The organism is Streptomyces sp. DH37 (assembly GCF_029813835.1).
In the GTDB taxonomy this organism is placed as follows: domain Bacteria; phylum Actinomycetota; class Actinomycetes; order Streptomycetales; family Streptomycetaceae; genus Streptomyces.
In genome coordinates this window covers 21,282-46,254 of record NZ_JARVKV010000019.1, presented here as the reverse complement: position 1 = coordinate 46,254, position 24,973 = coordinate 21,282, and the positions used below count along the sequence as shown (strand labels likewise).

Sequence of the window (24,973 nt, the reverse complement as noted above, 5' to 3'; positions counted from 1 at the left end):
CTCGAAAGAAGCAACCCTTTATCCCGGTAGCGTCGTCCCCCGATGGGACGGGCCCGTCCGGCGCACCCGCCGGACGGGGACGGAGCGGACCCCACACCGGGTCCGGCCGAACAGGACACTGGGGGGCGAAGGAAACGGCATGTCGAGACTTCGGAGTCTGAAGACGGGGGTGTCGCGTGCCGCCACCCGGCTGTCCGAGCGGCTGGCACGCGCCGAGGAGCGGGACGACGCCGGGCCGGTGCCGCCCCCGCCCTCCGTGTCCGCCGGTCCGGGCCCCGGCGGCCGCGCCCCGGCCCCCCTCGCCCAGCCGGAGCCGCCCCCGCCCGCGTCCATGGTGCCGTGGAGCGTGCGGGTGGCGGCCGAGGCCGGATGGCGGCTGCTGGTCCTGGCCGGGGTCATCTACGTCCTGATGAAGGTGATCAGCGCCATCAGCCTGGTCGTCCTCTCCTTCACCGTCGGCCTGCTGCTGACCGCGCTGCTCCAGCCGACGGCCGCCCGGCTGCGGCGGCTGGGGACGGGGCGCGGTCTGGCCGCCGCGATCACCTTCGTCATGGGCGTCGCGGCACTGGGCCTGGTGGGCTGGTTCGTGGTCTGGCAGGTGCTGGAGAACATCGACAGGCTCACCCGGCAGGTGCAGGACGGCATCGAGGAGCTGAAGACCTGGCTGCTCAACAGCCCGTTCCACGTCACCGAGGCGCAGATCAACAACGTCGCCGACACCATCAACGACTGGCTGGGCAGCAACACCCAGGAGATCACCAGCGCGGGACTGCAGGGCGTGACCGTGGTCCTGGAGTTCTTCTCCGGGGCGCTGCTGGCGATGTTCGTGACGATCTTCCTGCTCTACGACGGCCGGAACGTGTGGGAGTGGACGCTGAAGCTCGTGCCGCGCACCGCCCGCGACGCCGTCGCGGGCGCCGGCCCCCGGGCGTGGATGACGCTCACCAGCTATGTGCGCGGCACGGTGCTGGTGGCCTTCATCGACGGCTTCTTCATCGGCGTCGGGCTGTACTTCCTGGACGTCCCGATGGCCGTGCCGCTGGCCGTGTTCATCTTCCTGTTCTCCTTCATCCCCATCGTCGGTGCGGTGGTCTCCGGAGCGCTGGCGGTCATCGTGGCGTTCGTGGCCAACGGCGTGGTCTCCGCGCTGCTCGTGCTGGCGGTCGTGCTGGCCGTGCAGCAGTTGGAGGGGCATGTGCTCCAGCCGCTCATCCTCGGCCGGCTGGTGCGGGTGCACCCCCTCGGCGTGGTGCTGGCGGTGACCGGCGGCAGCCTCATCGCGGGCATCCCCGGCGCGGTGACGGCGGTGCCGCTGGTGGCGGTGCTCAAGTCCGTCGTCGTCTCCCTGCGGTCGTACGCGGCGGACCACGTCGTGCCCGTGGGCGCCGCCGATCCGGCGTCGGCCGTGCCGCCGCCCGCCGCCGAGGCGCCCCGGTCCCCCAAGACCCCGCGGCCCCCGGAGCCGGGGGAGGGCGGGGCCTCCGCGAGTCCCCCGCGGGACGGGGGGCGGTAGGCCGCCCCGGACACGTCGTTACTCCCCGGGCCCCGCCGTACGGCGGGGCCCGGGGCGTTCCCGGCCCCTTCCGCGGCGGCCCTCCGTCAGATAAAGTGATATCACTTCGCTAGAGAAACGCTTCACGGAAACGGGGACAGCCATGTCCGTTGAGACCGCACCGCCCGCCAGGGACCTTCCCGAGATGCCCGCCCCGCGGGTGCGGGAGAAGCCCGCGCACTCCGTCTCGGGCGGACTCGCCCTGCTGCTGGGCCTGTTGGGGCTGCTGGCCGGGGCCGGCGCCGTCGTGGGAGGCGCGAGGCTCGCCGACGGCGGGCCGGGCGGCGCCGGGGCGGCGCTGATCGTGGCCGGGGTGCTGCTGGTGATCGGCTCGGTCTTCGCGATGGCCGGCCTCAACATGGTCGCGCCGGGGGAGGCCCGGGTCGTCCAGCTCTTCGGGCGCTACACCGGCACCGTCCGCGAGGACGGCCTGCGCTGGGTCAACCCGCTGACCACCCGCAAGAAGGTCTCCACCCGGGTGCGCAACCACGAGACGGCCGTGCTGAAGGTCAACGACGCCTACGGCAACCCGGTCGAGCTGGCGGCCGTCGTCGTCTGGCAGGTCGAGGACACCGCGCAGGCCACCTTCGAGGTGGACGACTTCCTGGAGTTCGTCTCCACCCAGACCGAGGCCGCCGTGCGGCACATCGCCATCGAGTACCCCTACGACGCCCACGACGAGGACGGCCTGTCGCTGCGCGGCAACGCCGAGGAGATCACCGAGAAGCTCGCCGCCGAACTGACCGCCCGGGTGCGGGCGGCGGGCGTGCGGATCATCGAGTCGCGCTTCACCCACCTGGCGTACGCGCCCGAGATCGCCGCCGCGATGCTCCAGCGCCAGCAGGCGGGCGCGGTGGTCGCCGCCCGCCGGACGATCGTGGACGGGGCCTGCGGCATGGTCGAGGACGCCGTCGCCCGGATCGCCGCCCAGGACTTCGTCGAGCTGGACGAGGAGCGCAAGGCCGCCATGGTGAGCAACCTGCTGGTGGTGCTCTGCGGCGACCGCTCCCCGCAGCCGGTCCTCAACACCGGGTCGCTCTACCAGTGAGCGCCCGGCCGGAGGGGCCGCCGCAAGGCGGCGGCCCCGAGCGGGACGGGCGGCGCCGGCGTGAGCGCAAGCAGGTGCTGCTGCGGCTCGACCCCGCCGTCCACGACGCGCTCGCGAGGTGGGCGGCGGACGAACTGCGCAGCACCAACGCCCAGATCGACTACCTGCTGCGCAGGGCGCTGACCGAGGCGGGCCGCATGCCGGGGGACGCCCGCCCCCACCCGCGCCGGGGCCGCCCGCCGCGCTCGGAGGACCGCTCGGAGGGCTAGCCCCCGGGCCCGGGGGCGGGGACCCTGGGCCCGGGGCGGCCGGGAAAGCGTATGCGCGGCGCGTATACATCGCGTGTATACGCGTGGTGTACAGTCATCGGCATGTCCATCGGCCACACCCTGCTGGGGATCCTCGAGACCGGATCCCGCCACGGCTACGACCTCAAGCGCGCCTTCGACGAGCGCTTCGGCCACGACCGCCCGCTGCACTACGGGCAGGTCTACTCGACCATGTCCCGGCTGCTGAAGAACGGCCTGGTGGAGGTCGAGGGCGTCGAGCCCGGCGAGGGCCCCGAGCGCAAGCGCTACGCCATCACCGACGCCGGGATCACCGACGTCGCCGACTGGCTCGGCCGGCCCGAGAGACCCGAGCCGTACCTCCAGTCCACCCTCTACACCAAGGTCGTCCTCGCGCTGCTGACCGGACGCGACGCGGCGGAGCTGCTGGACGTCCAGCGCTCCGAGCACCTGCGGCTGATGCGGGAGCTGACCCAGCGCAAGAGGAGCGGCGATCTCGCCGACCAGCTCATCTGCGACCACGCACTGTTCCACCTCGAAGCCGATCTGCGCTGGCTGGAGCTGACCGCCGCGCGCCTCGGCCAACTCGCCCGGGAGGTACGCGGATGACCACCGCCGACCCACTGCTGAGCGCCACCGGCCTGCACAAGTCCTACGGCCCCACGCCCGCCCTGGACGGCGCCGACTTCTCCGTCCACCCCGGAGAGGTCGTCGCCGTGATGGGCCCCTCCGGCTCCGGCAAGTCCACCCTGCTGCACTGCCTGGCCGGGATCATCCGGCCCGACTCCGGCACGGTCCACTACCGCGGCCGCGAACTGTCGGCGATGTCCGACGCCGAGCGCAGCGCCCTGCGCCGCTCCGAGTTCGGCTTCATCTTCCAGTTCGGCCAGCTCGTCCCGGAGCTGACCTGCACCGAGAACGTCGCCCTGCCGCTGCGGCTGACCGGCGTCGGCCGCAAGGAGGCCGAGTCCAGGGCGGTCCGGTGGCTGGAGCGGCTGGAGGTCGACGACGTGCGCCACCACCGCCCCGGCCAGGTCTCCGGCGGCCAGGGGCAGCGCGTCGCCGTCGCCCGGTCCCTGGTCACCGGGCCGCGCGTGGTCTTCGCCGACGAGCCCACCGGCGCGCTGGACTCCCTCAACGGCGAGCGGGTGATGCGGCTGCTGACCGACGCCGCACGGGACACCAGCGCCGCCGTCGTCCTGGTCACCCACGAGGCCCGGGTCGCCGCGTACTCCGACCGCGAGATCGTCGTCCGCGACGGCCGGGTGCGCGACATGGCGGGCGCCCTGTGAGCGCACTGGACTCCAGGGCGCCCCAGGCGCCCCCCGTCCCGGAGCCCGCACCACCCGCCGGTCCCACGGGAGCGGCCCGCTGGGCGGCCGACCTGGCGATGGGCGCCCGCTTCGCGCTCGCCGGGGGCCGCGAGAGCTGGATACGCACCGTGCTCACGGCCGTCGGCGTCGGCCTCGGCGTCGCCGTGCTGATGGTCGCGGCCTCCGTGCCGAACATGCTGGGGGCGCGCGACGCGCGCGGGGACGCCCGGGAGAACTACGGATTCGAGCACGTCGAGCGCTCGGACCGCAGCGCCCTCTACACCTCGGGCGACACCGAGTTCCGCGGCGAGAGCGTCCGCGGCCGGTACATCCAGCCCGAGGGGGACGACCCGCCGGAGCCGCCGGGCGTGGAGCGGCTGCCCGGCCCCGGCGAGATGGTCGTCTCGCCCGCGCTGAAGGAGTTGCTGGAGTCCCCGGAGGGCGCGCTCCTCAAGGAGCGGCTCCCCCACCGGATCACGGGCACCATCGGGGACGAGGGCCTGCTCGGCCCGCTGGAGCTCACCTTCCTGGCGGGCAGCGACACCCTCGCCCACTTCCCGCAGAGCGTGACGCGGATCGACCGGTTCGACAAGGTCACCGAGCCCGAGCCGATGGACGCCGTCCTGCTGCTGCTGGTGGTCGTCGTCTGCGTGGTGCTGCTGTTCCCGGTCTGGGTGTTCATCGCCACCTCGGTGCGCTTCGGCGGCGAACGCCGCGACCGCAGGCTGGCCGCGCTGCGCCTGGTCGGCGCCGACAGCCGGATGGTCCGGCGCGTCGCCGCCGGTGAGTCGCTGGTCGGAGCCCTCCTCGGGCTCGTCGTCGGCGCCGCGCTGTTCCTCCCGGTGCGTGGGCTCGCGGGGCGCACGGAGTTCCTCGACGTCAACGTCTTCCCCGCCGACGTCCGGCCCGGCGTCGCGCTGATCGCGCTGATCGCGGTGGCCGTCCCCGTCTCCGCCGTCGCCGTGGCCCTGCTCGCGCTGCGCGGGGTGGCCATCGAACCGCTCGGCGTCGTGCGCAACGCGGGGGTCCGCAGGCGCCGGCTGTGGTGGCGGCTGGTGCCGCCCGGGATCGGGCTGGTGCTGCTCCTGCCGCTGGTCGGCGGGATCGACGCCGCGCAGAGCACGATCGACACCTACCGCATCGCCGTGGGCATCGTGCTGCTGCTGGCCGGTGTCACGGCCGTGCTGCCCTGGCTGGTCGAGTGGGTCGTCAACCGGATGCACGGCGGCCCCCTGCCCTTCCAGCTCGCCGTCCGGCGCCTCCAGCTCGACAGCGGCTCCGGGGCCCGGGCGGTCAGCGGCATCACCGTCGCGGTCGCCGGGGCCATCGCCGTCCAGATGCTGTTCGGCGGCGTCGAGGGCGACTACACGCGGCCCACCGGCCACGACACCTCCCGCGCCGACCTGATGGTCATGCGGGAGCTGCGCGACGGCCGGGAGGTCGCCGGCCTGACCGAGCGGCTGGAGCGGACCCCCGGTGTGAGCCGGGTGCTGGGCACGGCCGCCCTGTACGTCCCGGAGGCCGGGACCGACCCCAACGGCGACGCCGCCTGGACGTCGATCACCGTCGCCGACTGCGCCACCCTGGAACAGGTGGCCGTCCTCGCCTCCTGCGAGGACGGGGACGTCTTCGTCGCACCGTCGGACACGGAGGGGGCGGAGGAGCCCGGCGCACGCCCCGGCGCGCGCTTCGACCTGAACGTCCCGATCTACTCCCGGGACAGGGAGGAGTACGTGCGGACGGGGGAGGCCCGGCCCTGGTCCGTTCCCCGCGACGCCCCCGTGGTCGAGGCCCGGAAGGACGTCATGGGCCGGTTCTCCTCGGGCGTCCTCGCCACGCCCGCGGCGCTCGACCTCGCCCGGGTGACGCAGGTCCGCGCCGAACTCTCCGTCAAGGTCGACCCCGCGGTGCCCGACGCGGTCGAGCACGTCCGCAACACCGTGGAGACCGGCTCCCCCGAGAGCCAGGTCATGCTCCTGAGCGGGACGGAGCGGTCGGACCGGTTCCTCGCCGTCCAGCGGGCCCTGTACGCCGGGGCCGCCGGGGTGATGCTGCTGATCGGCGCCAGCATGGTCGTCTCCACGATGGAGCAGCTGCGCGAGCGCAGGAAGCTGCTGTCGGTGCTGGTCGCCTTCGGGACCCGGCGCTCCACGCTGGGCTGGTCGGTGCTGTGGCAGACCGCGCTGCCCGTGGCCCTGGGGCTGGCGCTGTCGGTCCTCGGCGGGATCGGGCTGGGCGCCGTCCTGCTGAAGCTGGTCTCCGTCCCGGTGGCCGTCGACTGGGCGAGCCTGGGCGCCATGACGGGCATCGGCGCCGGGGTGATCCTGCTGGTGACCGTCCTCAGCCTGCCGCCGCTGTGGCGGATGATGCGCCCGGACGGGCTGCGCACGGAGTGACCGCCCGCGCACCGGGCCCCCGCGCACCGGGCCCCCGCGCACCGGGCCCCCGCGCACCGGGCGCGAGCCCGCCGCACGCCGCCCGTACGGCCCGGACAGGGGGAGGACCGTACGGGCGGCGGCCCGTCCGCGGGGGCCCGGTCCGCAGGCGCCCTGCGCGCGGGGGCCCGGTGCGCGGGGAGGGGGCGTCAGCGGCGCAGGTCCCGCAGGCGCTTGCCGCGCTTCGCCCTCGCCTCGACGCCGCCGAAGACCGCCGCGCCGCGCACCACGACCACCGGGGCGTCCGGGTCCGCCGACTCCGCCGACTCCACGTCGTAGCCGCCCATGATCCCGGTGCCCGAGCCGCGCAGGGTCACGTTCTCCGGGACCCTGATCTCGACGCCGCCGAAGATCGCCGTGGCGTTGACGACGAGCTCCCGCCGCTCGAAGAGCGCCTCGGTCAGGTCGATCTCGACCCCGCCGAACAGGGCGAAGGCGTTGATCCTGGCCCCCACCCGCCAGCGGCCCCTGCGCGAGGCCCCGCTGAAGACCGCGACCAGGTTGTCGCCGGCCGCCCCGCACGCCGAGTGCGGGGCGGCCGGGGCGGCCGGGGCGGGCTCCTGGCGCCCCGCCGGCAGATCGCGGACCAGCGGCCGCAGCGCGCCGATCGTCCTGGCCCGGTACACCGCGTCGATCCGCTCGGCGTGCTCGTCGGCGTCCAGCCGGCCCTCCGCGAGCGCCTCGCGCAGGATCTCCGCCACCCGGTCGCGATCGGCGTCGGAGGCGCGCACGTCCGCCTCGGCCACCGGAGGAGCGGGGGAGTGCGCGGCGGGCCGCGCCGCGGGCTGCTTCCGCAGGGAGGTCTTCTCGTCCACGCCGCCACCCTAGCGAACGCGATACATCGCGACCAGGGGGCGGGCCCGGGGGAAGCCCGGGACGCCGACTGAGCCGCACCTCACACCGCCGCCGTCCGCCGGGAGTCATACCCTGTGAGGCGCCATCACCGAGAGGAAGAGACCGTCCATGCCTGCCGACCCCCGCCCGCACCGCGCGGTCGTCCCCCGCCCGACCCACCCGGAGTTCGCCTACACGGACCTGCTCCCGCTGGGCGAGGACACCACCCCCTACCGCCTGGTCACCGCCGAGGGCGTCAGCACCTTCGAGGCGGGCGGACGCACCTTCCTGAAGGTCGAGCCGGAGGCGCTGCGCAAGCTCGCGGCCGAGGCGATGCACGACATCTCCCACTACCTGCGCCCGGCCCACCTGGCCCAGCTCCGCCGCATCCTGGACGACCCCGAGGCGTCCCCCAACGACCGCTTCGTGGCCCTGGACCTGCTGAAGAACGCCAACATCGCCGCCGCCGGCGTCCTGCCGATGTGCCAGGACACCGGCACCGCGATCGTGATGGGCAAGCGCGGCCAGAACGTGCTCACCGACGGCGGCGACGAGGAGGCCCTCTCCCGCGGCATCCACGACGCCTACACCCGGCTCAACCTGCGCTACTCGCAGATGGCGCCGCTGACCATGTGGGAGGAGAGGAACACCGGCTCCAACCTCCCGGCGCAGATCGAGCTGTACGCCACCGACGGCGGCGCCTACAAGTTCCTGTTCATGGCCAAGGGCGGCGGCAGCGCCAACAAGTCCTTCCTCTACCAGGAGACCAAGGCCGTCCTGAACGAGGCGTCCATGATGCGCTTCCTGGAGGAGAAGATCCGCTCGCTGGGCACGGCCGCCTGCCCGCCGTACCACCTGGCGGTCGTCGTCGGCGGCACCTCGGCCGAGTACGCGCTCAAGACCGCCAAGTACGCCTCCGCGCACTACCTGGACTCCCTGCCCACCGAAGGCTCCCCCACCGGCCACGGCTTCCGCGACCCGGAACTGGAGGAGAAGGTCTTCGAACTCACCCAGAAGCTGGGCATCGGCGCCCAGTTCGGCGGCAAGTACTTCTGCCACGACGTGCGCGTCGTCCGCCTGCCCCGCCACGGCGCGTCCTGCCCGGTGGCCATCGCCGTCTCCTGCTCCGCCGACCGCCAGGCCGTCGCCAAGATCACCGCCGAGGGCGTCTTCCTGGAGCAGCTGGAGACCGACCCGGCGCGCTTCCTGCCCGACACCACCGACGCCGACCTCGACGGCGCGCTGGAGGACGGCGCGGTGCGCATCGACCTCAACCGGCCGATGGACGAGATCCGCGCCGAGCTGTCCAAGTACCCGGTCAAGACCCGCCTGTCGCTGACCGGCCCGCTGGTCGTGGCCCGCGACATCGCCCACGCCAAGATCAAGGAGCGGCTGGACGCGGGCGAGGAGATGCCGCGGTACCTCCGCGACCACGCCGTGTACTACGCGGGCCCGGCCAAGACCCCCGAGGGCTACGCCTCCGGCTCCTTCGGCCCGACCACCGCCGGCCGCATGGACGCCTACGTCGAGCAGTTCCAGGCCGCGGGCGGCTCCTTCGTGATGCTGGCCAAGGGCAACCGCAGCAAGCAGGTCACCGACGCCTGCGCGCGGCACGGCGGCTTCTACCTCGGCTCCATCGGCGGCCCGGCCGCGCGCCTGGCCCAGGACTGCATCAGGAAGGTCGAGGTCCTGGAGTACGAGGAGCTGGGCATGGAGGCGGTCTGGCGGATCGAGGTCGAGGACTTCCCCGCCTTCATCGTCGTCGACGACAAGGGCAACGACTTCTTCACCGACCCCGGCCCGGCCCAGCCCTTCGTCACGTCCATCCCGGTGCGGTCCGCGGACTGACCGGCCCGCACCAGTAGATTCGTCCCCATGACCGGGACGAGCGACGAACAGCAGCAATACCGGATCGAACACGACTCCATGGGCGAGGTGCGGGTGCCCGCCCACGCCAGGTGGCGGGCGCAGACGCAGCGCGCCGTGGAGAACTTCCCGATCTCGGGCCGGCGCCTGGAGCGCACCCACATCCAGGCGCTGGCCCGGATCAAGGCCGCCGCGGCCAGGGTCAACGCCGAGCTCGGCGTCCTGGACGCGGACATGGCCCGGGCCATCGGGCAGGCCGCCGAGGAGGTCGCCGACGGGCGCTGGGACGACCACTTCCCCGTGGACGTCTTCCAGACCGGCTCCGGCACCTCCTCCAACATGAACATGAACGAGGTCCTGGCCACGCTCGCGAGCGAGCGGCTGGGCGCGCCGGTGCACCCCAACGACCACGTCAACGCCAGCCAGTCCTCCAACGACGTCTTCCCCTCCTCCATCCACATCGCGGCCACCGCCGCCGTCACCGGGGACCTGATCCCCGCCCTGGAGCACCTGGCCGGCTCGCTGGAGCGCAAGGCGGAGGAGTTCGCCGAGGTCGTCAAGTCCGGCCGCACCCATCTGATGGACGCCACGCCCGTCACGCTCGGCCAGGAGTTCGGCGGCTACGCGGCGCAGATGCGCTACGGCGTGGAGCGGCTGCGCGCGTCGCTGCCGCGCCTGGCCGAACTGCCGCTGGGCGGCACCGCGGTGGGCACCGGCATCAACACCCCGCCCGGCTTCTCCGCGGCGGTGATCGCCGAGGTCGCCCGCGCCACCGGCCTGCCGCTGACCGAGGCCCGCGACCACTTCGAGGCGCAGGGCGCCCGCGACGCCCTGGTGGAGACCTCCGGCCAGCTCCGCACCATCGCCGTCGGCCTGACCAAGATCTGCAACGACCTGCGCTGGATGTCCTCCGGGCCGCGCACCGGCCTGGCCGAGATCCGCCTGCCCGACCTCCAGCCCGGCTCCTCGATCATGCCCGGCAAGGTCAACCCGGTGGTCCCCGAGGCGGTCCTGATGGTCGCCGCCCAGGTCATGGGGAACGACGCGACGGTCGCGGTGGCCGGCGCGTCGGGCAACTTCGAGCTGAACGTCATGCTCCCGGTGATCGCCCGCAACCTGCTGGAGTCGATCCGGCTGCTGGCCAACGCCTCCCGGCTGCTGGCCGACCGCACGGTCGACGGCATCGAGGCCGACGCGGAGCGCGCCCGCGAGTACGCCGAGTCCTCCCCGTCCGTGGTGACCCCGCTGAACAGGTACATCGGCTACGAGGAGGCCGCGAAGGTCGCCAAGCGCTCCCTGGCCGAGCGCAGGACGATCCGCGAGGTGGTCCTGGAGGCCGGCTACGTCGAGCGCGGCATGCTCACCCTGGAGCAGCTCGACCGGGCCCTGGACGTGCTGCGCATGACCCGTCCCTGAGGGCGGGCGGTTCCGGCCGGGGGCTGTGGCGTGGATCGCGGCCCCGCCCCCGGCCCCCGACTAGGATCCGCGCATGACAGCGGAGACGGCGGATCACACACGCGCGGCGGGCGGCACCCGCTGGAGGGCCGGCGAGCACATCCTGTGGCGCTACCGGGCGAACGGAAGCGACGCCCTGCACATCTGCCGTCCCATGACCGTCGTCCGCGACACCCCGGACCTGCTCGCCGTGTGGATGGCGCCGGGGACCGCCTGCGTCAAGCCGGAGCTCGCCGACGGCACGCCCGTGCACCGCGAACCGCTCGCCACCCGCTACACCAAGCCGCGCCGGACGGTGCGGTCGCGCTGGTTCGGCACCGGGGTCCTCAAGCTCGCGCGGACCGGCGAGCCCTGGTCGGTGTGGCTGTTCTGGGAGCGCGGCTGGCGGTTCAAGAACTGGTACGTCAACCTGGAGGAGCCGCTGCGCCGCTGGGCGGGCGGAGTGGACTCCGAGGACCACTTCCTGGACATCGCCGTCTACCCCGACCGCACCTGGGAGTGGCGGGACGAGGACGAGTTCGACCAGGCGCAGCGCGCCGGGCTGATGGACGCCGCCCAGGCCGAGCGCGTACGGGCCGCGGGGCGGCGGGCGGTGGAGGCGATCCGCGCCTGGCGCAGCCCCTTCGGCGACGGCTGGGAGGACTGGCGGCCCGATCCCGCCTGGCGGATCCCCCGGCTGCCGCGGGACTGGGACCGCGAACCTGTACGGATCGGGTGAAAGGGCTGGTGGGGGCGGCCGTGCGTCTCGCATGATGGCGGGGGACATTCCGCGATCCCTTGCTGTGCCCCCGGGCGTCGAACGTAGGATCACCCCCGGACTCGGCGGAAAGCCCGACCGCATCGAACTCCCGGCCATCGCAAGGGACTTGGCGCACCGCCGCGAGAGGAGCCCCCAGACGTGAGCAACACGGAAGGTCACCAGGTGTACACGGGCTACGACCGGGCGGCGATCGACCGCGCCGGGCAGGCCGAGGCGTTCGACGCGATCGGTGACCGCTACGACGACGTCTTCCCGCACAAGGAGGGGCAGCTGGCCGCCGGCGCGTGGCTGGCGGGAGAGCTGACCGCCGGAGCGCGGGTGCTCGACGTCGGCTGCGGCACCGGGGTCCCCACCGCCCGGCAGCTCGCCGACGCCGGACACCGGGTCACCGGCATCGACATCTCGCCCCACATGGTCGAGCTCAGCCGGGACAACGTCCCCGGCGCCGAGTTCCACCTGATGGACCTCGCCGACCTGGAGACCGCCGGCCTGGGGCCCTTCGACGGCGCCACCGCCTTCTTCTCGCTGCTGATGCTGCCGCGCAAGGAGATCCCCGTCGCCCTGCGCATGCTGCACGGGCAGCTGCGCCCCGGCGGGCTGCTGGCGCTCGGCATGGTCGAGGCGGACGTGGACGACTTCGCGATCCCGTTCCTGGGCCACACGATCCGGGTATCCGGCTATCTGCGGGAGGAGCTGCGCCAGGTGGTGTGCGACGCGGGCTTCGAGATCGCCGGGGAGGAGTCGTTCGCGTACGCACCGGCCAGCACGGACGTCTCTCCCGAGATCCAGGTCTTCCTGCACTGCCGACGCCCCTAGCCCCCAAGCGCTGGGCACGCCCGATGCGCGGCCCCGGACGGATGGAAACCCAACGCGTGACGGAGTATCCGACCCCACGACAGTCCGCTGCCCGGCCGACGGGCGGCGGTGCCGGCACGGCCGCGCCCGCGGCGGGACGAGCGGCCGGCCGTGCCGACGCCGCGCACGCCGCCCTTCCCGACCCCCGGGACGAGCCGGGCGCGTCCGACCTGACCGCCGTACCCCAGGACGTCCCCGCCCCGCCGCAGGACGTGCCCGTGCCGGACGCCGGACACCCTCCGCGCACCGGCCACGCCCGGCCCGCGGGCGGCGACGAGCCCGCCGGCCGCAGCCGTCCCGCCGTGCCGGACCCCGCCGACGGGAGCGCCGCGCCGGGGGCGGCCGGGCACCCCGGCGGGGACGAGCGGGTCGAGCGGGAGCGGCGCGGGGGCGACCGGCTGCGCTTCGTGGGAGCCGCCACCCGGCGGATCGCCCGCGGCGTCGATCTGGACGAGACCGTGCTCGGGCTGTGCCGGGCCAGCGTCCCGGCGTTCTCGGACGCGATCCTGGTCTACCTGCGCGACCCGTTGCCGGTGGGGGACGAGCGGCCCGCCGGTCCCTTCCTCCTGCGGCTGCGCCGTACCGACCGGCTGCCCGACTACGCCGCCCCGGTCCCCTCCGACGCCGACCCCTCCGACACCGGGGAGTTCCCGCTGCCGCTGCTCGCCAGCCCGCCGGAGGACGTGGTGAGCGGGACGCCGGAACTGATCGAGGTGCGCGGCGGCGGCCCGCTGGCCGAGGTGCTGCGCGGGGTGCGGCCGGTGTTCGGCGACGCGCCCACCGCCCGCGAGGCGCTGCCCGAACTGCTCGGCCCCGTGCGCGAGATCCCGCCCGGGCGCCGGGCCGTCCTCGCCCCGCTGCGCGGACGCCGCCGGGTGATCGGCGCGGCGGTGTTCCTGCGCCGCCCGGACCGGGCCGCCTTCGAGGGCGACGACCTGCTGGTGGCCGCGCAGCTGGCCACGCACACCGCGCTGGGCGTGGACAAGGCGGTGCTCTACGGGCGCGAGGCGTACATCGCCGACGAGCTCCAGCGCACCATGCTCCCCGACGAGCTGCCCCAGCCCACCGGGGTGACGCTGGCCAGCCGCTACCTCCCGGCGGCCGAGACCGCGCGGGTCGGCGGCGACTGGTACGACGCGATACCGCTGCCCGGCGGCCGGGTGGCCCTCGTCGTCGGGGACGTCATGGGCCACTCCATGACCTCCGCGGCGATCATGGGCCAGCTGCGCACCACCGCGCAGACCCTGGCCGGGCTCGACCTGCCGCCGCAGGAGGTGCTGCACCACCTCGACGAGCAGGCCCAGCGGCTCGGCAGCGACCGCATGGCGACCTGCCTGTACGCCGTCTACGACCCGGTGGCGCACCGGATCGTGGTGGCCAACGCCGGGCACCCGCCGCCGGTGATGCTGCACCGCGACGGCCACGCCGAGGTGCTGCGCATCCCGGCCGGAGCGCCCATCGGGGTGGGGGGCGTGGACTTCGAGGCGGTGGAGCTGGACGCCCCGGCGGGCGCCACGCTGCTGCTCTACACCGACGGCCTGGTGGAGTCCCGGCACCGCGACGTGTGGACCGGGATCGAGCACCTGCGCGAGAAGCTGACCGAGACGGCCGGGCTGACCCGCCCCGACACCCCGCCGCCGCTGGAGCCGCTGTGCGACGAGGTGCTGGACATCCTCGGCCCCGGCGACCGGGACGACGACATCGCGCTGCTGGCGGCCCGCTTCGACGGGATCCCGCCCAGCGACGTCGCCTACTGGTACCTCGACCCGCGCGCCCAGACCGCGCGGCAGGCGCGCCGCCTGGCGCGGCGGGCGCTGGAGCGCTGGGAGCTGGACGACCTGACGGACTCCGTCGAGCTGCTGGTCAGCGAGGTGGTGACCAACGCCGTGCGGTACGCCGAGCGGCCCATCACCCTGCGGCTGCTGCGCACCGACACCCTGCGCTGCGAGGTCGGTGACGACGTGCCGCAGCTGCCGCGGCTGCGGCAGGCCAGGGCCACGGACGAGGGCGGCCGGGGCCTGTACCTGGTCAACCGGCTGGCCCGGCGCTGGGGCGCCACCCGGCTGAGCACGGGCAAGGTGGTCTGGTTCGAGCTCGCGCTGCCGTGACGGCCCACCGGGCCGGGCAGCCGAACGGCCCCGCACCCTCCGGGGTGCGGGGCCGTTCGCGCGGGAGGATCCGGCCGGGCCGGGTGCCAGATCGCATCAGACCGTGCCAGATCGCGTCAGACCGCGGCGGACACGGCGCCGTCCTGCGCCCCGGCCAGCGTCGCCTCGGCGTCCAGCACCGTGCCGACGGCCTGGACGACGGCCGCGATCTTGAAGGCCTCCTGGACCGTCTCGCGGTCCACACCGGCCTTGCGGAGCACCTGCTCGTGCGAGTCCAGGCACTGCCCGCAGCCGTTGATCGCGGAGACGGCCAGCGACCACAGCTCGAAGTCGGTCTTGTCCACGCCCGGGTTGCCGATGACGTTCATCCGCAGGCCCGCGCGCAGGGTGCCGTACTCCGGGTCCGACAGCAGGTGCCGGGTGCGGTAGAAGACGTTGTTCATCGCCATGACGGCCGCGGCGGCCTTGGCGGCGGTGTACGCCTCGGGGGAGAGGTTGGCCTTCGCCTCCGGCTCCAGTTCGGCGAGCACCTTCGGCGAGCGCGCGGCGATCGCGCAGGCCAGCACCGTGCCCCACAGCTGCTGCCGGGGTAGGTCGGAGTTCCCTATCACCGAACCGAGGTTGAGCTTGAGGTCCTTGGCGTAGTCGGGCAGGGCCGACTTCAGGTCGTCGAGAGCCATGTCGTCCTCAGATCCTCACTCGCCCGCGAGCAGCTTGACCGGGTCGAGGGTCTGCTCGCCCTTGGACCAGTTGCAGGGGCACAGCTCGTCGGTCTGCAGGGCGTCCAGGACCCGCAGGACCTCCTTGGGGTTACGGCCGACGGAGCCGGCGGTCACCATGGTGAACTGGATCTCGTTGTTCTGGTCGACGATGAAGACGGCGCGCTGGGCGTAGCCGTCCTCGCCCTCGACGCCGCAGGCCCGCATCAGCTCGTGCTTGGGGTCGGCCAGCATCGGGAAGGGCAGGTCGCGCAGGTCGGCGTGGTCCTTGCGCCAGGCGTGGTGCACGAACTCCGAGTCACCGGAGACGCCGAGGATCTGGGCGTCGCGGTCGGCGAACTCGTCGTTCAGCTTGCCGAAGGCGGCGATCTCGGTCGGGCAGACGAAGGTGAAGTCCTTCGGCCAGAAGAAGACGACCTTCCACTTGCCCTCGTACGTCTTGTGGTTGATCTGCTCGAACGCCTTGTCCGCGTCGAGGTCCACACAGGCGGTCAGGTCGAACTCGGGGAACTTGTCACCGACAGTGAGCACACGCTCTCCTTGTTGCGTGGAAATGCCCCGGGCCGGGGCTTTCCTGAGGGTTGGACGCGATCCACACTGCCATAGCCAACATTGATCACAGAAATAGCTAGACTCACTGCCATTGATCGGAGGTGGTTATCAGTGACTCTGCCGGCGCACAGACCGCGCCAGGAGTCCCGCCGGCGCTCCCACCAGGGGATGCCGGGGTCGCGGCAGGCCCGTCAGCCCACGCTGTCCCAACTGCGGGCGTTCGCGGCCGTGGCGGACAACCTCCACTTCCGGGAGGCCGCCGCGGAGATCGGGATGAGCCAGCCCGCCCTCTCCGGCGCCGTCGCGGCCCTGGAGGAGTCACTGGGCGTGAAGCTGCTGGAGCGTACGACGCGAAGGGTACTGCTCTCCCCGGCGGGCGAGCGCCTGGCGTCCAGAGCGCGGACGGTGCTGGAGGCGGTGGACGAACTGCTGGAGGAGGCGGAGGCGGCGCGGGCGCCCTTCACGGGCGTACTGCGACTGGGAGTGATCCCGACCTGCGCGCCCTACCTGCTGCCGACGGTGCTGAGACTCGTTCACGATCGCTACCCGGCGCTCGACTTGCAGGTGCACGAGGAGCAGACCGCCTCGCTGCTCGACGGCCTGCTGGCCGGACGGCTCGACCTGCTGCTGCTCGCGGTGCCGCCCGGCGCGCCGGAGGCCGCGGGCGCCGGCGGGGTGGAGACGGTGCCGCTGTTCGACGAGGACTTCGTGCTGGTGACCCCGCGCGGCCACGAGCTGGCCGGCCGGGACGGCGTGCCGCGCGAGACGCTGCGCGGCCTGGAGCTGCTGCTCCTGGACGAGGGGCACTGCCTGCGCCAGCAGGCCCTGGACGTCTGCCGGGAGGCCGGACGCACCGACGGGGTGCCGGCCACCACGAGCGCGGCGGGGCTGTCCACCCTGGTCCAGCTCGTCGCGGGCGGCCTGGGCGTGACGCTGCTGCCGCGCACCTCGCTGCGCGTGGAGACGGCGCGCAACGAACTGCTGGCGACCGCGTGCTTCGCCGACCCCGCGCCCTCGCGCCGGATCGGTCTGGCGATGCGGGCGGGCGCGGCTCGGCGGGAGGAGTTCGCGGTACTCGCCAAGGATTTGCGGGAGGCAATGCGTCCGCTTCCGGTGCGGATCGTGGACTGACGGAGCGTGAGGCGCGGACGGCGGCCCGGCGCACCGCACGTCACGCTGCGCACACGGCCGCCGTGTGCCCCGCGGCGCACCGCCGCGGGGGCGCGCGCCGGGCGTCCGGCGGTACGCCACCGTATGCATAAGCGTGCGCACAGTGGGTAGAGCCGATGCATCGTCTCTCGTACGGCCGCAGCGCGAACTGCCGTGCGCAGCAAGGCGGGTCAAGGTGACTCAATCGAAAGATCGAACAGCCGTAGCCGTCGTCAGGAGTAGACCGTGCTGCCAACGCCGCATCAGTCTCCGCAGGCCGCCGTCGTCCCTGTCCAGCGCACATCGTCGCGTGAGCAAGCCGGACCGTGGCACTCCGAGGCGGTCTGCCGGAGGGACGAGGCCGGGTTGTTCTTCGCGCCCTCGAAGGAGCCCACCGCGGCCCGTCTCTCGCGCGAGCAGGCGGCCAAGCGGGTCTGCGCGCGCTGCCCGGTGCTCATCGAGTGCCGCGAGCACGCGCTGCTCCAGCCCGAGCCGTACGGCGTGTGGGGCGGGCTGACCGCGGCCGAGCGCAGAGTGATGCTCGCCCGCCGCCGTCGCCGCGACGCCGACCTGGGGCAGCCCGCCCAGGTGCCCCGCATCGCCTGACCGCCCTCCCGTCGCTCCCTTGCCGCGCCCCTCGGTCCCGCCGCCCCGCCGGCGGGGGCCGGAGCGCAGGTCAACACCCCCGTACGCCCGTGCGGCGGCGGGCCTCCGGGCCCGCCGCTCGGGTGTCAGCGGGCCCGGTCGAAGTCGATGGCGCTGTAGGCGCGGAGCTTCGACAGCTTGTGGGTGGAGTCGATCTGGCGGATCGTGCCGGACTTCGAGCGCATCACCAGCGACTGGGTGGTGGCGGTCTCCGCGCGGTAGCGCACGCCGCGCAGCAGATCGCCGTCCGTGATGCCGGTGGCGACGAAGAACACGTTGTCGCCGCTGACCAGGTCGTCGGTGGTCAGGACCCGGTCCAGGTCGTGGCCCGCGTCGACCGCCTTGCGCCGCTCCTCGTCGTCCTTGGGCCACAGCCGGCCCTGGATCACACCGCCCAGGCACTTGATCGCGCAGGCGGCGATGATGCCCTCCGGCGTGCCGCCGATCCCCAGCAGCAGGTCGACGCCCGTGCCCTCGCGGGCCGCCATGATCGCGCCCGCGACGTCGCCGTCGGAGATGAACTTGATCCGGGCCCCGGACTCCCGGACCTCCTTGACGACGCCGTCGTGGCGGGGCCGGTCGAGGATGACGACGGTGACGTCCTCCGGCGCGCCGCCCTTGGCCTTGGCCACCCGGCGGATGTTGACCGAGGGCGGGGCGGTGATGTCGACGAACTCGGCCGCCTCCGGTCCGGTGACGAGCTTGTCCATGTAGAACACGGCCGACGGGTCGAACATCGAGCCGCGCTCGGCCACGGCCAGCACCGACACCGCGTTGCCCATGCCCTTGGCGGTCAGCGTGGTGCCGTCCACCGGGTCCACGGCCACGTCGCACTCCGGGCCGGTCCCGTCGCCCACGCGCTCGCCGTTGTAGAGCATCGGGGCCTCGTCCTTCTCCCCCTCGCCGATGACGACGACGCCGTTCATCGAGACGGTGGAGACCAGGGTGCGCATCGCGCGGACGGCGGCGCCGTCCGCGCCGTTCTTGTCGCCGCGGCCGACCCAGCGGCCCGACGCCATGGCGCCCGCCTCGGTCACGCGGACGAGTTCGAGGGCGAGGTTGCGGTCGGGGGCCTCGGGACTGACCTCGAGCTGGGAGGGGAGGTGGTGGTGATCGGTCATCGTGACGCACCTTTCTGCACGTCTGTACGGCGTCCGAACGCGACGGCCGAAGTGTTGAGGGTCCTTCGACCCTATCCGGAGCAGTGACAGAGTGAGCAGACTCCCCCACGGATGAGCGGGAAGGGGGTGGTTGTCCGGCCGGAAACGGGCATGAGGGACGATGGAGGCGTGGCAAGCACGGCAAGCAAGCGCGGTAGGCAGACAGCGCGGGACATGGTGCTGTCGATGCTGGTGGTCCTTCTCGGCGCCGGCATCGTGTACCTGTTCATCCCGCACGACGACTCCCTGGACCCGGTGCGTCCGATCAGCTACGACGTGGAAGTGGTCACGGCGCGGCGCGCGGCCCCGTACCCGGTGGCCGCGCCGACGGGGCTGCCCGAGACATGGCGCGCGACCTCGGTGGACTACGACGGGCGCGGCGACCACGGGGCCCACTGGCACCTGGGCTTCATGGATCCGGAGAACGAGTACGCGGCCGTCGAGCAGAGCGACGGCCGGGCCGTGACGTTCATCGAGAAGGTGACCCACGGGGCCGAGCCGACCGACCGCACCCAGACGGTCGACGGTGAGGAGTGGGTCCGTTACGAGGGGCCCAAGTACGACGCGCTGGTCCGGCAGGAGCCCGGGGTGACCACGGTGGTGACGGGCACGGCGCCGTTCGACAGCCTCGCGCGGCTGGCCGCCGCGCTCGAGACCGAAGAGGCCGGGGAACCCGAACAGGCCGGGGAGGCCGGAGAGGCAGAGCAGGCCGGGGAGGCCGAACAGGCCGGGGAGGCCGGGAAGGGCTGAGCGCCGGCGGCCGGTGCGGGCACGGGCCGCCGGGTGGACGCGTCCGGCGGCCCGTGCCGCCCGTGCCGTCCGGTGCGGCTCAGACGGTGGTGACGGCGTCCTCGTAGGCCAGGCGCGGCGACCGGGGGCGGTAGGACTCCGGTCCGGGCCTGCCGATGTTGACCACGGCCAGTACCCGCTGCCTGCCGTCGCCGAAGAACTCCTTGTCGATGCCGTCGGCGTCGAAGCCGGTCATCGGCCCGGCGGCCAGCCCGGCGGCGCGGACGCCGACGATGAAGTAGCCGACCTGGAGCGCGGCGTTGAACGTGCCGTGCTTCTCGCGGACGGCGGGCTCGGCGAAGACGTCGTCCTTGAGGGTGGGGGCGTGCGGGAGCAGCTCCGGCAGCCGCTCGTGGAAGTGGAGGTCCACCGAGAGGACCGCGGTCAGCGGCGCGGCGGCGGTCTTGGCCCGGTTGCCCTCGGCCAGGTGCCGCACCAGGCGCTCGCGGGCCTCGGGGGAGCGGACGAGGGTGATGCGCAGCGGCGACTGGTTGAAGGCGGTCGGGGCGTACTTCACCAGGTCGTACACCGCCCGGATCTGCTCGTCGGTCACCGGCTCGTCGGTGAAGGAGTGCGCGGTGTGCGCCTCGCGGAAGAGCAGGTCCTGGGCGGCGCCGTCGAGGGCCAGGGTCATGGGATGCCTCCCGGTAGGTAGTTCAAAATTGCACTACTCACCTTAGGCGGCGGAAAGTCAAACGCTCAAGCAGAACCCCGCCGCGCCCGGGCCGTCACCCCTCCGCGTCGTCCTCGTCCTCGCCGTCGTCCCCGTCCTCCCCGTCGTCCTCCCCCTCGTCGTCCCCGCCGTCACCGTCCTCCGCCAGCACCGCGTCCAGCCGCGCCCGGGCGCCCTCCAGCCAGCGGCGGCAGACCGCGGCCAGCTCCTCGCCGCGCTCCCACAGCGCCAGCGACTCCTCCAGCGTGGAGCCGCCCGCCTCCAGACGGCGGACCACGGTGATCAGCTCGTCGCGCGCCTGCTCGTAGCCCATCTCGCCGGCCGGCGGGGTGCCCGTGCTCGTGTCTGTCATGCACCTCAGCCTAGGCCCGGGGTCCGACACGGGGCCGCCGTCACCCGTCCTCGCCGCGCCGCGCGACCACCGTCAGCTCGCCCCGGGCCACCCGGGCGCGCAGCCGCTCGCCGTCGGCCACCTCGTCCGCCACCCGCACCGCGCTCCCGTCGGCGCGCTGGAGCACCGCGTAGCCGCGTCCGAGCGTCGCGGCGGGGGAGAGCGCGACGACCCGGGCGGCGGTGTGCTCCAGCTCCGCCTCGGCCCGCGCCAGCAGGTGGCCGAACGTCCGCCGGCCGCGGTCGAGCGCCGCCGCGACCTGCTCCTCGCGCTCCTCCACCATCGTGTACGGCCGGGCCATCACCGGACGGCTCATGGTGTCCGCCAGACCTCGCTCCTGCCGCTCCAGCGTCACCTCGACCGCCCGCAGCGCCCGCTCGCGCAGCTGCCGCACCCGCTCCAGCTCCTCGCGCACGTCCGGCACGACGTCCTTGGCCGCGTGGGTGGGCGTACGGGAGCGCAGGTCGGCGACCAGGTCCAGCAGGGGGGTGTCCGGCTCGTGCCCGATGGCCGAGACGACCGGGGTGACGCAGTCGGCCACCGCCCGCACCAGCTGCTCGTCGGAGAAGGGCAGCAGGTCCTCCACACTGCCGCCGCCCCGAGCCACGATGATCACGTCCACGGCCGGATCGGCGTCCAGCTCCCTGACCGCGGCGATCACCTGCGGCACCGCGTGCACGCCCTGCACGGCCACGTTGCGCACGGCGAAGCGGACGGCGGGCCAGCGCTGCCGCGCCGTCTCCAGCACGTCCCGCTCGGCCGCCGAGGCGCGCCCGGTGACCAGGCCGACCAGCCGGGGCAGGAACGGCAGCGGCTTCTTCCGCTCGGCCGCGAACAGGCCCTCGGCCGCCAGCGCCTTCTTCAGCAGCTCCAGGCGCGCGAGCAGTTCGCCCATCCCCACCGGCCGGATCTCGCTCACCCGCAGGGAGAGCTGGCCGCGCGGCGCGTACCACTCCGGTTTGCCGTACGCCACGATCCGGGCGCCCTCGCCCACCACGTCCGCCACCTTGTCGAAGACCGCGCGGTAGCAGGTCACGGTCAGGGAGACGTCGTACGAGGGGTCGCGCAGGGTCAGGAACACCACCCCCGCGCCGGGGCGCCGGGAGAGCTGGGTGATCTGCCCCTCGACCCAGACGGCGCCGAGCCGGTCGATCCATCCGCCGATCAGCCGCGACACCTCGCCGACGGGGACCGGCGCCTCGGGCGACGTGTTGAGAGCCATGGAAGGAGGCTAGCCGCCCCCGCCGACAACCGGGGGCCGCCGCCGCTCCCGGCCGCCGCCGCTCCCGGGCACCGCCCGCCCGGGGCCCGCGGCCCGGGCCCGTACGATGGCCCCATGACTGCAACGACCGCACGCCGGGTCCTCCTCGCCGCGCCCCGCGGCTACTGCGCGGGCGTCGACCGCGCCGTGATCGCCGTCGAGAAGGCCCTGGAGCAGTACGGCGCGCCGATCTACGTGCGCAAGGAGATCGTCCACAACAAGTACGTCGTGGAGACCCTGCGCAAGAAGGGCGCGATCTTCGTCGACGAGACGGAGGAGGTGCCCGAGGGCTCCATCGTGATCTTCTCCGCCCACGGCGTGGCCCCGGTCGTCCACGAGGAGGCCGAGCGGCGGAAGCTGGCGACCATCGACGCGACCTGCCCGCTGGTGACCAAGGTCCACAAGGAGGCCGTCCGCTTCGCGAAGGAGGATTACGACATCCTCCTGATCGGCCACGAGGGCCACGAGGAGGTCATCGGCACCAGCGGCGAGGCGCCCGACCACATCACACTGGTCGACGGCCCCGGCGACGTGGGGAACGTCGAGGTGCGCGACCCCTCGAAGGTCGTCTGGCTCTCCCAGACCACCCTCTCGGTCGACGAGACGATGGAGACGGTCGACGCGCTCAAGGAGCGCTTCCCCCAGCTGGTCAGCCCGCCCAGCGACGACATCTGCTACGCCACCCAGAACCGGCAGACCGCGGTCAAGCAGATCGCCGCCGACTCCGACCTCGTCATCGTCGTCGGATCGAGGAACTCCTCCAACTCCGTCCGCCTGGTCGAGGTCGCCCTCGGCGCGGGCGCGGGCGCCGGCCACCTGGTCGACAACGCCTCCGAGATCGACGAGGCGTGGCTGGAGGGCGTGGCCACCGTCGGCGTCACCTCGGGCGCCTCGGTGCCGGACGTGCTGGTCGAGGGCGTGCTGGAGTGGCTGGCCGAGCGCGGCTACGGCGATGTGGAGGTCGTCCAGCCGATGGAGGAGAAGCTGACCTTCTCCCTCCCCAAGGAACTGCGCCGGGACCTGCGCGCCGAGGCGGAGCGCAAGGCCGCCGGCTAGCCCGCGGGCTGCTCCGCGGGACGGTCGCCGCCCTCCGCCCCCGCGGGCGCGGAGGGCGGCTTCGGCTCCCCGGCCGTCCTCGGTTCCCCGGCCGTCCGCTCGGCTCCCCGTCCGGCTCTCCGTTCCGCCCTCCGCCCGGCCCTCCCCGTCCGGCGGGGCCCGGCGCGCCTGGCGCCGGGCCTGCGGCCGATCCGCCCGCGGGCGAGGATGACGGCCACGGCGGTCAGCGTGCCGCCGTACACCCATCCGGCGTGCACGGCCAGCGCGGTCACCAGCTCCACCAGCCGGTCGCCCGGCCCGCCCGAGCCGCCGCTGATGAACAGCAGTCCGGCGGTGAACGCGATCGGCGCCACGATCGGCGCGGCGGCCAGGTCGGCCGGCCGCACCCACAGCGCGCACACGGCGCTGACCAGCAGGAAGCAGACCCCGTAGACGGCCGGGCGGCCGTCCAGCAGCAGCGCGTCCAGCCCGCCGGCGAGCGTCATCGCGCCCGTGGCCAGCAGGCCGCAGCCGAGTCCGGTGAGCCGTGCGCCGGGCGGCCACTCGCGCCGCAGGGCCCCGCCGCCCGGGCCACCCGGGCCGCCCGCGCGCGGCGGGCGGCCCGCCGCGGGGCGCTCCGGCTCGCGCCGCCGCGCGCCTTCCTCGGCTTGGGGGGACGCGGACTGCGCCGTCCGGCGACGCGGACGGAGACGGGGGATGCGCGCACTGTGTTGCTCCACCGCACCAACGTAGGCCCGGCACCGGCCCGGAGCCCGGGACGGACACGCCAGGGCCGCCCTTTGGAGTGCCCGTAGACTGGTGGATCGGCCCCACCCGGGCCGATCCACCAAGATCCTCGTTACGGGAAGTCGCCACGTGTCGCTCACGATCGGAATCGTCGGCCTGCCCAATGTCGGCAAGTCGACCCTGTTCAACGCCCTGACCAAGAACGACGTCCTGGCGGCCAACTACCCGTTCGCCACCATCGAGCCGAACGTCGGCGTCGTCGGCGTCCCCGACGCCCGGCTCGCCCGGCTCGCGGAGATCTTCGGCTCCCAGCGCGTCCTCCCGGCGACCGTCGACTTCGTCGACATCGCGGGCATCGTGCGCGGCGCGAGCGAGGGCGAGGGGCTGGGCAACAAGTTCCTGGCGAACATCCGCGAGTCGGACGCGATCTGCCAGGTCATCCGCGCCTTCGACGACGAGAACGTCGTCCACGTCGACGGCAGGGTCTCGCCGAAGGACGACATCGAGACGATCGACACCGAGCTGATCCTCGCGGACCTCCAGACCATCGAGAAGGTCCTGCCCCGGCTCCAGAAGGAGTCCCGGATCAAGAAGGACGTCCAGCCCAAGGTCAAGGCCGTCGAGGAGGCCCAGGCCGTCCTGGAGGAGGGCCGCACCCTGTTCTCGGCGGGCATCGTCCAGGGCTCCGAGCGGGCCGAGCTCCTGCACGACCTGCACCTGCTCACCACCAAGCCCTTCCTCTACGTCTTCAACGTGGACGAGGAGGAGCTGGCCGACGAGTCCTTCAAGGACGAGCAGCGCAAGCTGGTCGCCCCGGCCGAGGCGATCTTCCTCAACGCCAAGCTGGAGTCCGACCTCGCCGAGCTGGACGAGGCCGACGCCCTGGAGCTCCTCCAGTCGGTCGGCCAGGACGAGCCGGGCCTGGCCACCCTCGCCCGCGTCGGCTTCGACACCCTGGGCCTCCAGACGTACCTGACGGCGGGCCCGAAGGAGGCCCGCGCCTGGACGATCAGGAAGGGCGCCACGGCCCCCGAGGCGGCCGGCGTGATCCACACCGACTTCCAGAAGGGCTTCATCAAGGCCGAGGTCATCTCCTTCGAGGACCTGGTCGAGGCGGGCTCGGTGGCCGAGGCCCGCGCCCGCGGCAAGGCCCGGATGGAGGGCAAGGACTACGTGATGCGCGACGGCGACGTCGTGGAGTTCCGCTTCAACGTCTGAGCGGCCGGGGCGACACCGCTCGCCGATCCGGCCGGCACGCGGCGCCCCGGGACGCCCCGCCCGACGCCCCGCCCGACGCCCTGTCCGACCGCTCTGTCTGGCGCCCTGCCCGATGCCCTGT

At 73.7% G+C, this 24,973-nt stretch carries 24 protein-coding genes; 16 read left to right on the top strand and 8 right to left on the bottom strand.

Annotated features, from left to right (window positions below):
- The first annotated feature begins 139 nt into the window (after positions 1-139).
- The 6 genes from QC029_RS12595 (at position 140) to QC029_RS12570 (ending at position 6,596) form a co-directional block, all read left to right on the top strand.
- On the top strand, positions 140-1,513 hold the full coding sequence (locus QC029_RS12595; protein ID WP_279555697.1) for an AI-2E family transporter: 1,374 nt from the start codon (positions 140-142) through the stop codon (positions 1,511-1,513).
- A 142-nt stretch (positions 1,514-1,655) separates the two neighbouring features.
- Entirely contained in the window at positions 1,656-2,600 is a 945-nt protein-coding gene (locus QC029_RS12590) for an SPFH domain-containing protein (RefSeq protein WP_279555696.1), read from the top strand.
- Positions 2,597-2,869, top strand: coding sequence for a hypothetical protein (locus QC029_RS12585; protein WP_279555695.1), 273 nt, complete (start codon positions 2,597-2,599; stop codon positions 2,867-2,869). The genes QC029_RS12590 and QC029_RS12585 overlap by 4 nt, the downstream gene beginning before the upstream one ends.
- 102 nt (positions 2,870-2,971) lie before the next feature.
- Positions 2,972-3,496, top strand: a complete 525-nt coding sequence (locus tag QC029_RS12580) for a PadR family transcriptional regulator (RefSeq protein WP_279555694.1) — start codon at positions 2,972-2,974, stop codon at positions 3,494-3,496.
- Positions 3,493-4,179, top strand: a complete 687-nt coding sequence (locus tag QC029_RS12575) for an ABC transporter ATP-binding protein (RefSeq protein WP_279555693.1) — start codon at positions 3,493-3,495, stop codon at positions 4,177-4,179. Before QC029_RS12580 ends, QC029_RS12575 begins: the two co-directional genes overlap by 4 nt.
- Positions 4,176-6,596: an FtsX-like permease family protein gene (locus tag QC029_RS12570; protein ID WP_336621582.1), complete on the top strand. Its 2,421-nt coding sequence runs from the start codon at positions 4,176-4,178 to the stop codon at positions 6,594-6,596. The genes QC029_RS12575 and QC029_RS12570 overlap by 4 nt, the downstream gene beginning before the upstream one ends.
- Before the next feature lie 188 nt (positions 6,597-6,784).
- Here QC029_RS12570 and QC029_RS12565 read toward each other — a convergent pair whose 3' ends face one another.
- Positions 6,785-7,381, bottom strand: coding sequence for a DUF1707 domain-containing protein (locus tag QC029_RS12565; protein ID WP_279555742.1), 597 nt, complete (start codon positions 7,379-7,381; stop codon positions 6,785-6,787).
- 217 nt (positions 7,382-7,598) lie between these two features.
- Here QC029_RS12565 and QC029_RS12560 point away from each other — a divergent pair, with 217 nt between their 5' ends.
- From QC029_RS12560 to QC029_RS12540, 5 genes are all read left to right on the top strand, one after another.
- Positions 7,599-9,317 carry a fumarate hydratase gene (locus tag QC029_RS12560; RefSeq protein WP_279555692.1) on the top strand — a complete coding sequence of 573 codons (1,719 nt, stop codon included), beginning with the start codon at positions 7,599-7,601 and terminating at the stop codon, positions 9,315-9,317.
- Positions 9,318-9,344: 27 nt separating this feature from the next.
- The gene (locus QC029_RS12555) at positions 9,345-10,751 is read left to right on the top strand and encodes a class II fumarate hydratase (protein ID WP_279555691.1); all 1,407 of its coding nucleotides are present in this window, start codon (positions 9,345-9,347) and stop codon (positions 10,749-10,751) included.
- Positions 10,752-10,824: 73 nt separating this feature from the next.
- Entirely contained in the window at positions 10,825-11,508 is a 684-nt protein-coding gene (locus QC029_RS12550; protein ID WP_279555690.1) for a DUF402 domain-containing protein, read from the top strand.
- Between the two features lie 180 nt (positions 11,509-11,688).
- Positions 11,689-12,366, top strand: coding sequence for a bifunctional 2-polyprenyl-6-hydroxyphenol methylase/3-demethylubiquinol 3-O-methyltransferase UbiG (locus tag QC029_RS12545; RefSeq protein WP_279555689.1), 678 nt, complete (start codon positions 11,689-11,691; stop codon positions 12,364-12,366).
- Positions 12,367-12,389: 23 nt separating this feature from the next.
- A complete protein-coding gene (locus tag QC029_RS12540; protein ID WP_279555688.1) occupies positions 12,390-14,513 on the top strand; it encodes a serine/threonine-protein phosphatase in 2,124 nt (707 codons plus the stop codon).
- Positions 14,514-14,629: 116 nt separating this feature from the next.
- Here the strand turns inward: QC029_RS12540 and QC029_RS12535 are convergent, their stop codons facing one another.
- Together QC029_RS12535 and QC029_RS12530 are read right to left on the bottom strand one after the other, a co-directional pair.
- Entirely contained in the window at positions 14,630-15,193 is a 564-nt protein-coding gene (locus QC029_RS12535) for an alkyl hydroperoxide reductase (RefSeq protein WP_279555687.1), read from the bottom strand.
- A 15-nt stretch (positions 15,194-15,208) separates the two neighbouring features.
- Positions 15,209-15,763 (bottom strand): peroxiredoxin, encoded by a 555-nt coding sequence (locus tag QC029_RS12530; protein ID WP_279555685.1) that lies wholly within the window; start codon positions 15,761-15,763, stop codon positions 15,209-15,211.
- Between the two features lie 189 nt (positions 15,764-15,952).
- Here QC029_RS12530 and QC029_RS12525 point away from each other — a divergent pair, with 189 nt between their 5' ends.
- Positions 15,953-16,915 carry a LysR substrate-binding domain-containing protein gene (locus QC029_RS12525; protein ID WP_279555741.1) on the top strand — a complete coding sequence of 321 codons (963 nt, stop codon included), beginning with the start codon at positions 15,953-15,955 and terminating at the stop codon, positions 16,913-16,915.
- Positions 16,916-17,179: 264 nt separating this feature from the next.
- A complete protein-coding gene (locus QC029_RS12520; RefSeq protein WP_279555684.1) occupies positions 17,180-17,539 on the top strand; it encodes a WhiB family transcriptional regulator in 360 nt (119 codons plus the stop codon).
- Between the two features lie 125 nt (positions 17,540-17,664).
- Here the strand turns inward: QC029_RS12520 and glpX are convergent, their stop codons facing one another.
- Positions 17,665-18,699 (bottom strand): class II fructose-bisphosphatase, encoded by a 1,035-nt coding sequence (gene glpX, locus QC029_RS12515; protein WP_279555683.1) that lies wholly within the window; start codon positions 18,697-18,699, stop codon positions 17,665-17,667.
- Positions 18,700-18,867: 168 nt separating this feature from the next.
- Here glpX and QC029_RS12510 point away from each other — a divergent pair, with 168 nt between their 5' ends.
- On the top strand, positions 18,868-19,488 hold the full coding sequence (locus QC029_RS12510; protein ID WP_336621581.1) for a DUF4245 domain-containing protein: 621 nt from the start codon (positions 18,868-18,870) through the stop codon (positions 19,486-19,488).
- Positions 19,489-19,567: 79 nt separating this feature from the next.
- On the opposite strand, the gene QC029_RS12505 is transcribed toward QC029_RS12510, so the two are convergent.
- The 3 genes from QC029_RS12505 to xseA all read right to left on the bottom strand — a co-directional run bounded on the left by QC029_RS12505 (position 19,568) and on the right by xseA (position 21,813).
- Positions 19,568-20,161, bottom strand: coding sequence for a malonic semialdehyde reductase (locus QC029_RS12505; protein WP_279555680.1), 594 nt, complete (start codon positions 20,159-20,161; stop codon positions 19,568-19,570).
- A 94-nt stretch (positions 20,162-20,255) separates the two neighbouring features.
- Positions 20,256-20,552, bottom strand: a complete 297-nt coding sequence (locus tag QC029_RS12500) for an exodeoxyribonuclease VII small subunit (protein WP_279555679.1) — start codon at positions 20,550-20,552, stop codon at positions 20,256-20,258.
- 40 nt (positions 20,553-20,592) lie between these two features.
- Positions 20,593-21,813 (bottom strand): exodeoxyribonuclease VII large subunit, encoded by a 1,221-nt coding sequence (xseA, locus tag QC029_RS12495; RefSeq protein WP_279555678.1) that lies wholly within the window; start codon positions 21,811-21,813, stop codon positions 20,593-20,595.
- Positions 21,814-21,927: 114 nt separating this feature from the next.
- Between xseA and QC029_RS12490 the strand changes: the two genes are divergently transcribed.
- A complete protein-coding gene (locus QC029_RS12490; RefSeq protein ID WP_279555677.1) occupies positions 21,928-22,908 on the top strand; it encodes a 4-hydroxy-3-methylbut-2-enyl diphosphate reductase in 981 nt (326 codons plus the stop codon).
- Here QC029_RS12490 and QC029_RS12485 read toward each other — a convergent pair.
- Positions 22,905-23,627, bottom strand: coding sequence for a DUF6542 domain-containing protein (locus QC029_RS12485; protein ID WP_279555676.1), 723 nt, complete (start codon positions 23,625-23,627; stop codon positions 22,905-22,907). The genes QC029_RS12490 and QC029_RS12485 overlap by 4 nt on opposite strands.
- A gap of 136 nt (positions 23,628-23,763) precedes the next feature.
- Between QC029_RS12485 and ychF the strand changes: the two genes are divergently transcribed.
- A complete protein-coding gene (gene ychF / locus QC029_RS12480) occupies positions 23,764-24,852 on the top strand; it encodes a redox-regulated ATPase YchF (RefSeq protein WP_279555675.1) in 1,089 nt (362 codons plus the stop codon).
- Positions 24,853-24,973 lie beyond the last annotated feature (121 nt).

What these genes read in the sequence shown, in the direction of transcription:
- QC029_RS12595 (WP_279555697.1), top strand. Translation starts at nt 140, where the DNA reads ATGTCGAGACTTCGGAGTCTGAAGACGGGGGTGTCGCGTGCCGCCACC.
- QC029_RS12590 (WP_279555696.1), top strand. Translation starts at nt 1,656, where the DNA reads ATGTCCGTTGAGACCGCACCGCCCGCCAGGGACCTTCCCGAGATGCCC.
- QC029_RS12580 (WP_279555694.1), top strand. Translation starts at nt 2,972, where the DNA reads ATGTCCATCGGCCACACCCTGCTGGGGATCCTCGAGACCGGATCCCGC.
- QC029_RS12575 (WP_279555693.1), top strand. Translation starts at nt 3,493, where the DNA reads ATGACCACCGCCGACCCACTGCTGAGCGCCACCGGCCTGCACAAGTCC.
- QC029_RS12560 (WP_279555692.1), top strand. Translation starts at nt 7,599, where the DNA reads ATGCCTGCCGACCCCCGCCCGCACCGCGCGGTCGTCCCCCGCCCGACC.
- QC029_RS12555 (WP_279555691.1), top strand. Translation starts at nt 9,345, where the DNA reads ATGACCGGGACGAGCGACGAACAGCAGCAATACCGGATCGAACACGAC.
- QC029_RS12550 (WP_279555690.1), top strand. Translation starts at nt 10,825, where the DNA reads ATGACAGCGGAGACGGCGGATCACACACGCGCGGCGGGCGGCACCCGC.
- QC029_RS12540 (WP_279555688.1), top strand. Translation starts at nt 12,390, where the DNA reads ATGCGCGGCCCCGGACGGATGGAAACCCAACGCGTGACGGAGTATCCG.
- QC029_RS12535 (WP_279555687.1), bottom strand. Translation starts at nt 15,193, where the DNA reads ATGGCTCTCGACGACCTGAAGTCGGCCCTGCCCGACTACGCCAAGGAC.
- QC029_RS12525 (WP_279555741.1), top strand. Translation starts at nt 15,953, where the DNA reads ATGCCGGGGTCGCGGCAGGCCCGTCAGCCCACGCTGTCCCAACTGCGG.
- glpX (WP_279555683.1), bottom strand. Translation starts at nt 18,699, where the DNA reads ATGACCGATCACCACCACCTCCCCTCCCAGCTCGAGGTCAGTCCCGAG.
- QC029_RS12505 (WP_279555680.1), bottom strand. Translation starts at nt 20,161, where the DNA reads ATGACCCTGGCCCTCGACGGCGCCGCCCAGGACCTGCTCTTCCGCGAG.
- QC029_RS12500 (WP_279555679.1), bottom strand. Translation starts at nt 20,552, where the DNA reads ATGACAGACACGAGCACGGGCACCCCGCCGGCCGGCGAGATGGGCTAC.
- xseA (WP_279555678.1), bottom strand. Translation starts at nt 21,813, where the DNA reads ATGGCTCTCAACACGTCGCCCGAGGCGCCGGTCCCCGTCGGCGAGGTG.
- QC029_RS12490 (WP_279555677.1), top strand. Translation starts at nt 21,928, where the DNA reads ATGACTGCAACGACCGCACGCCGGGTCCTCCTCGCCGCGCCCCGCGGC.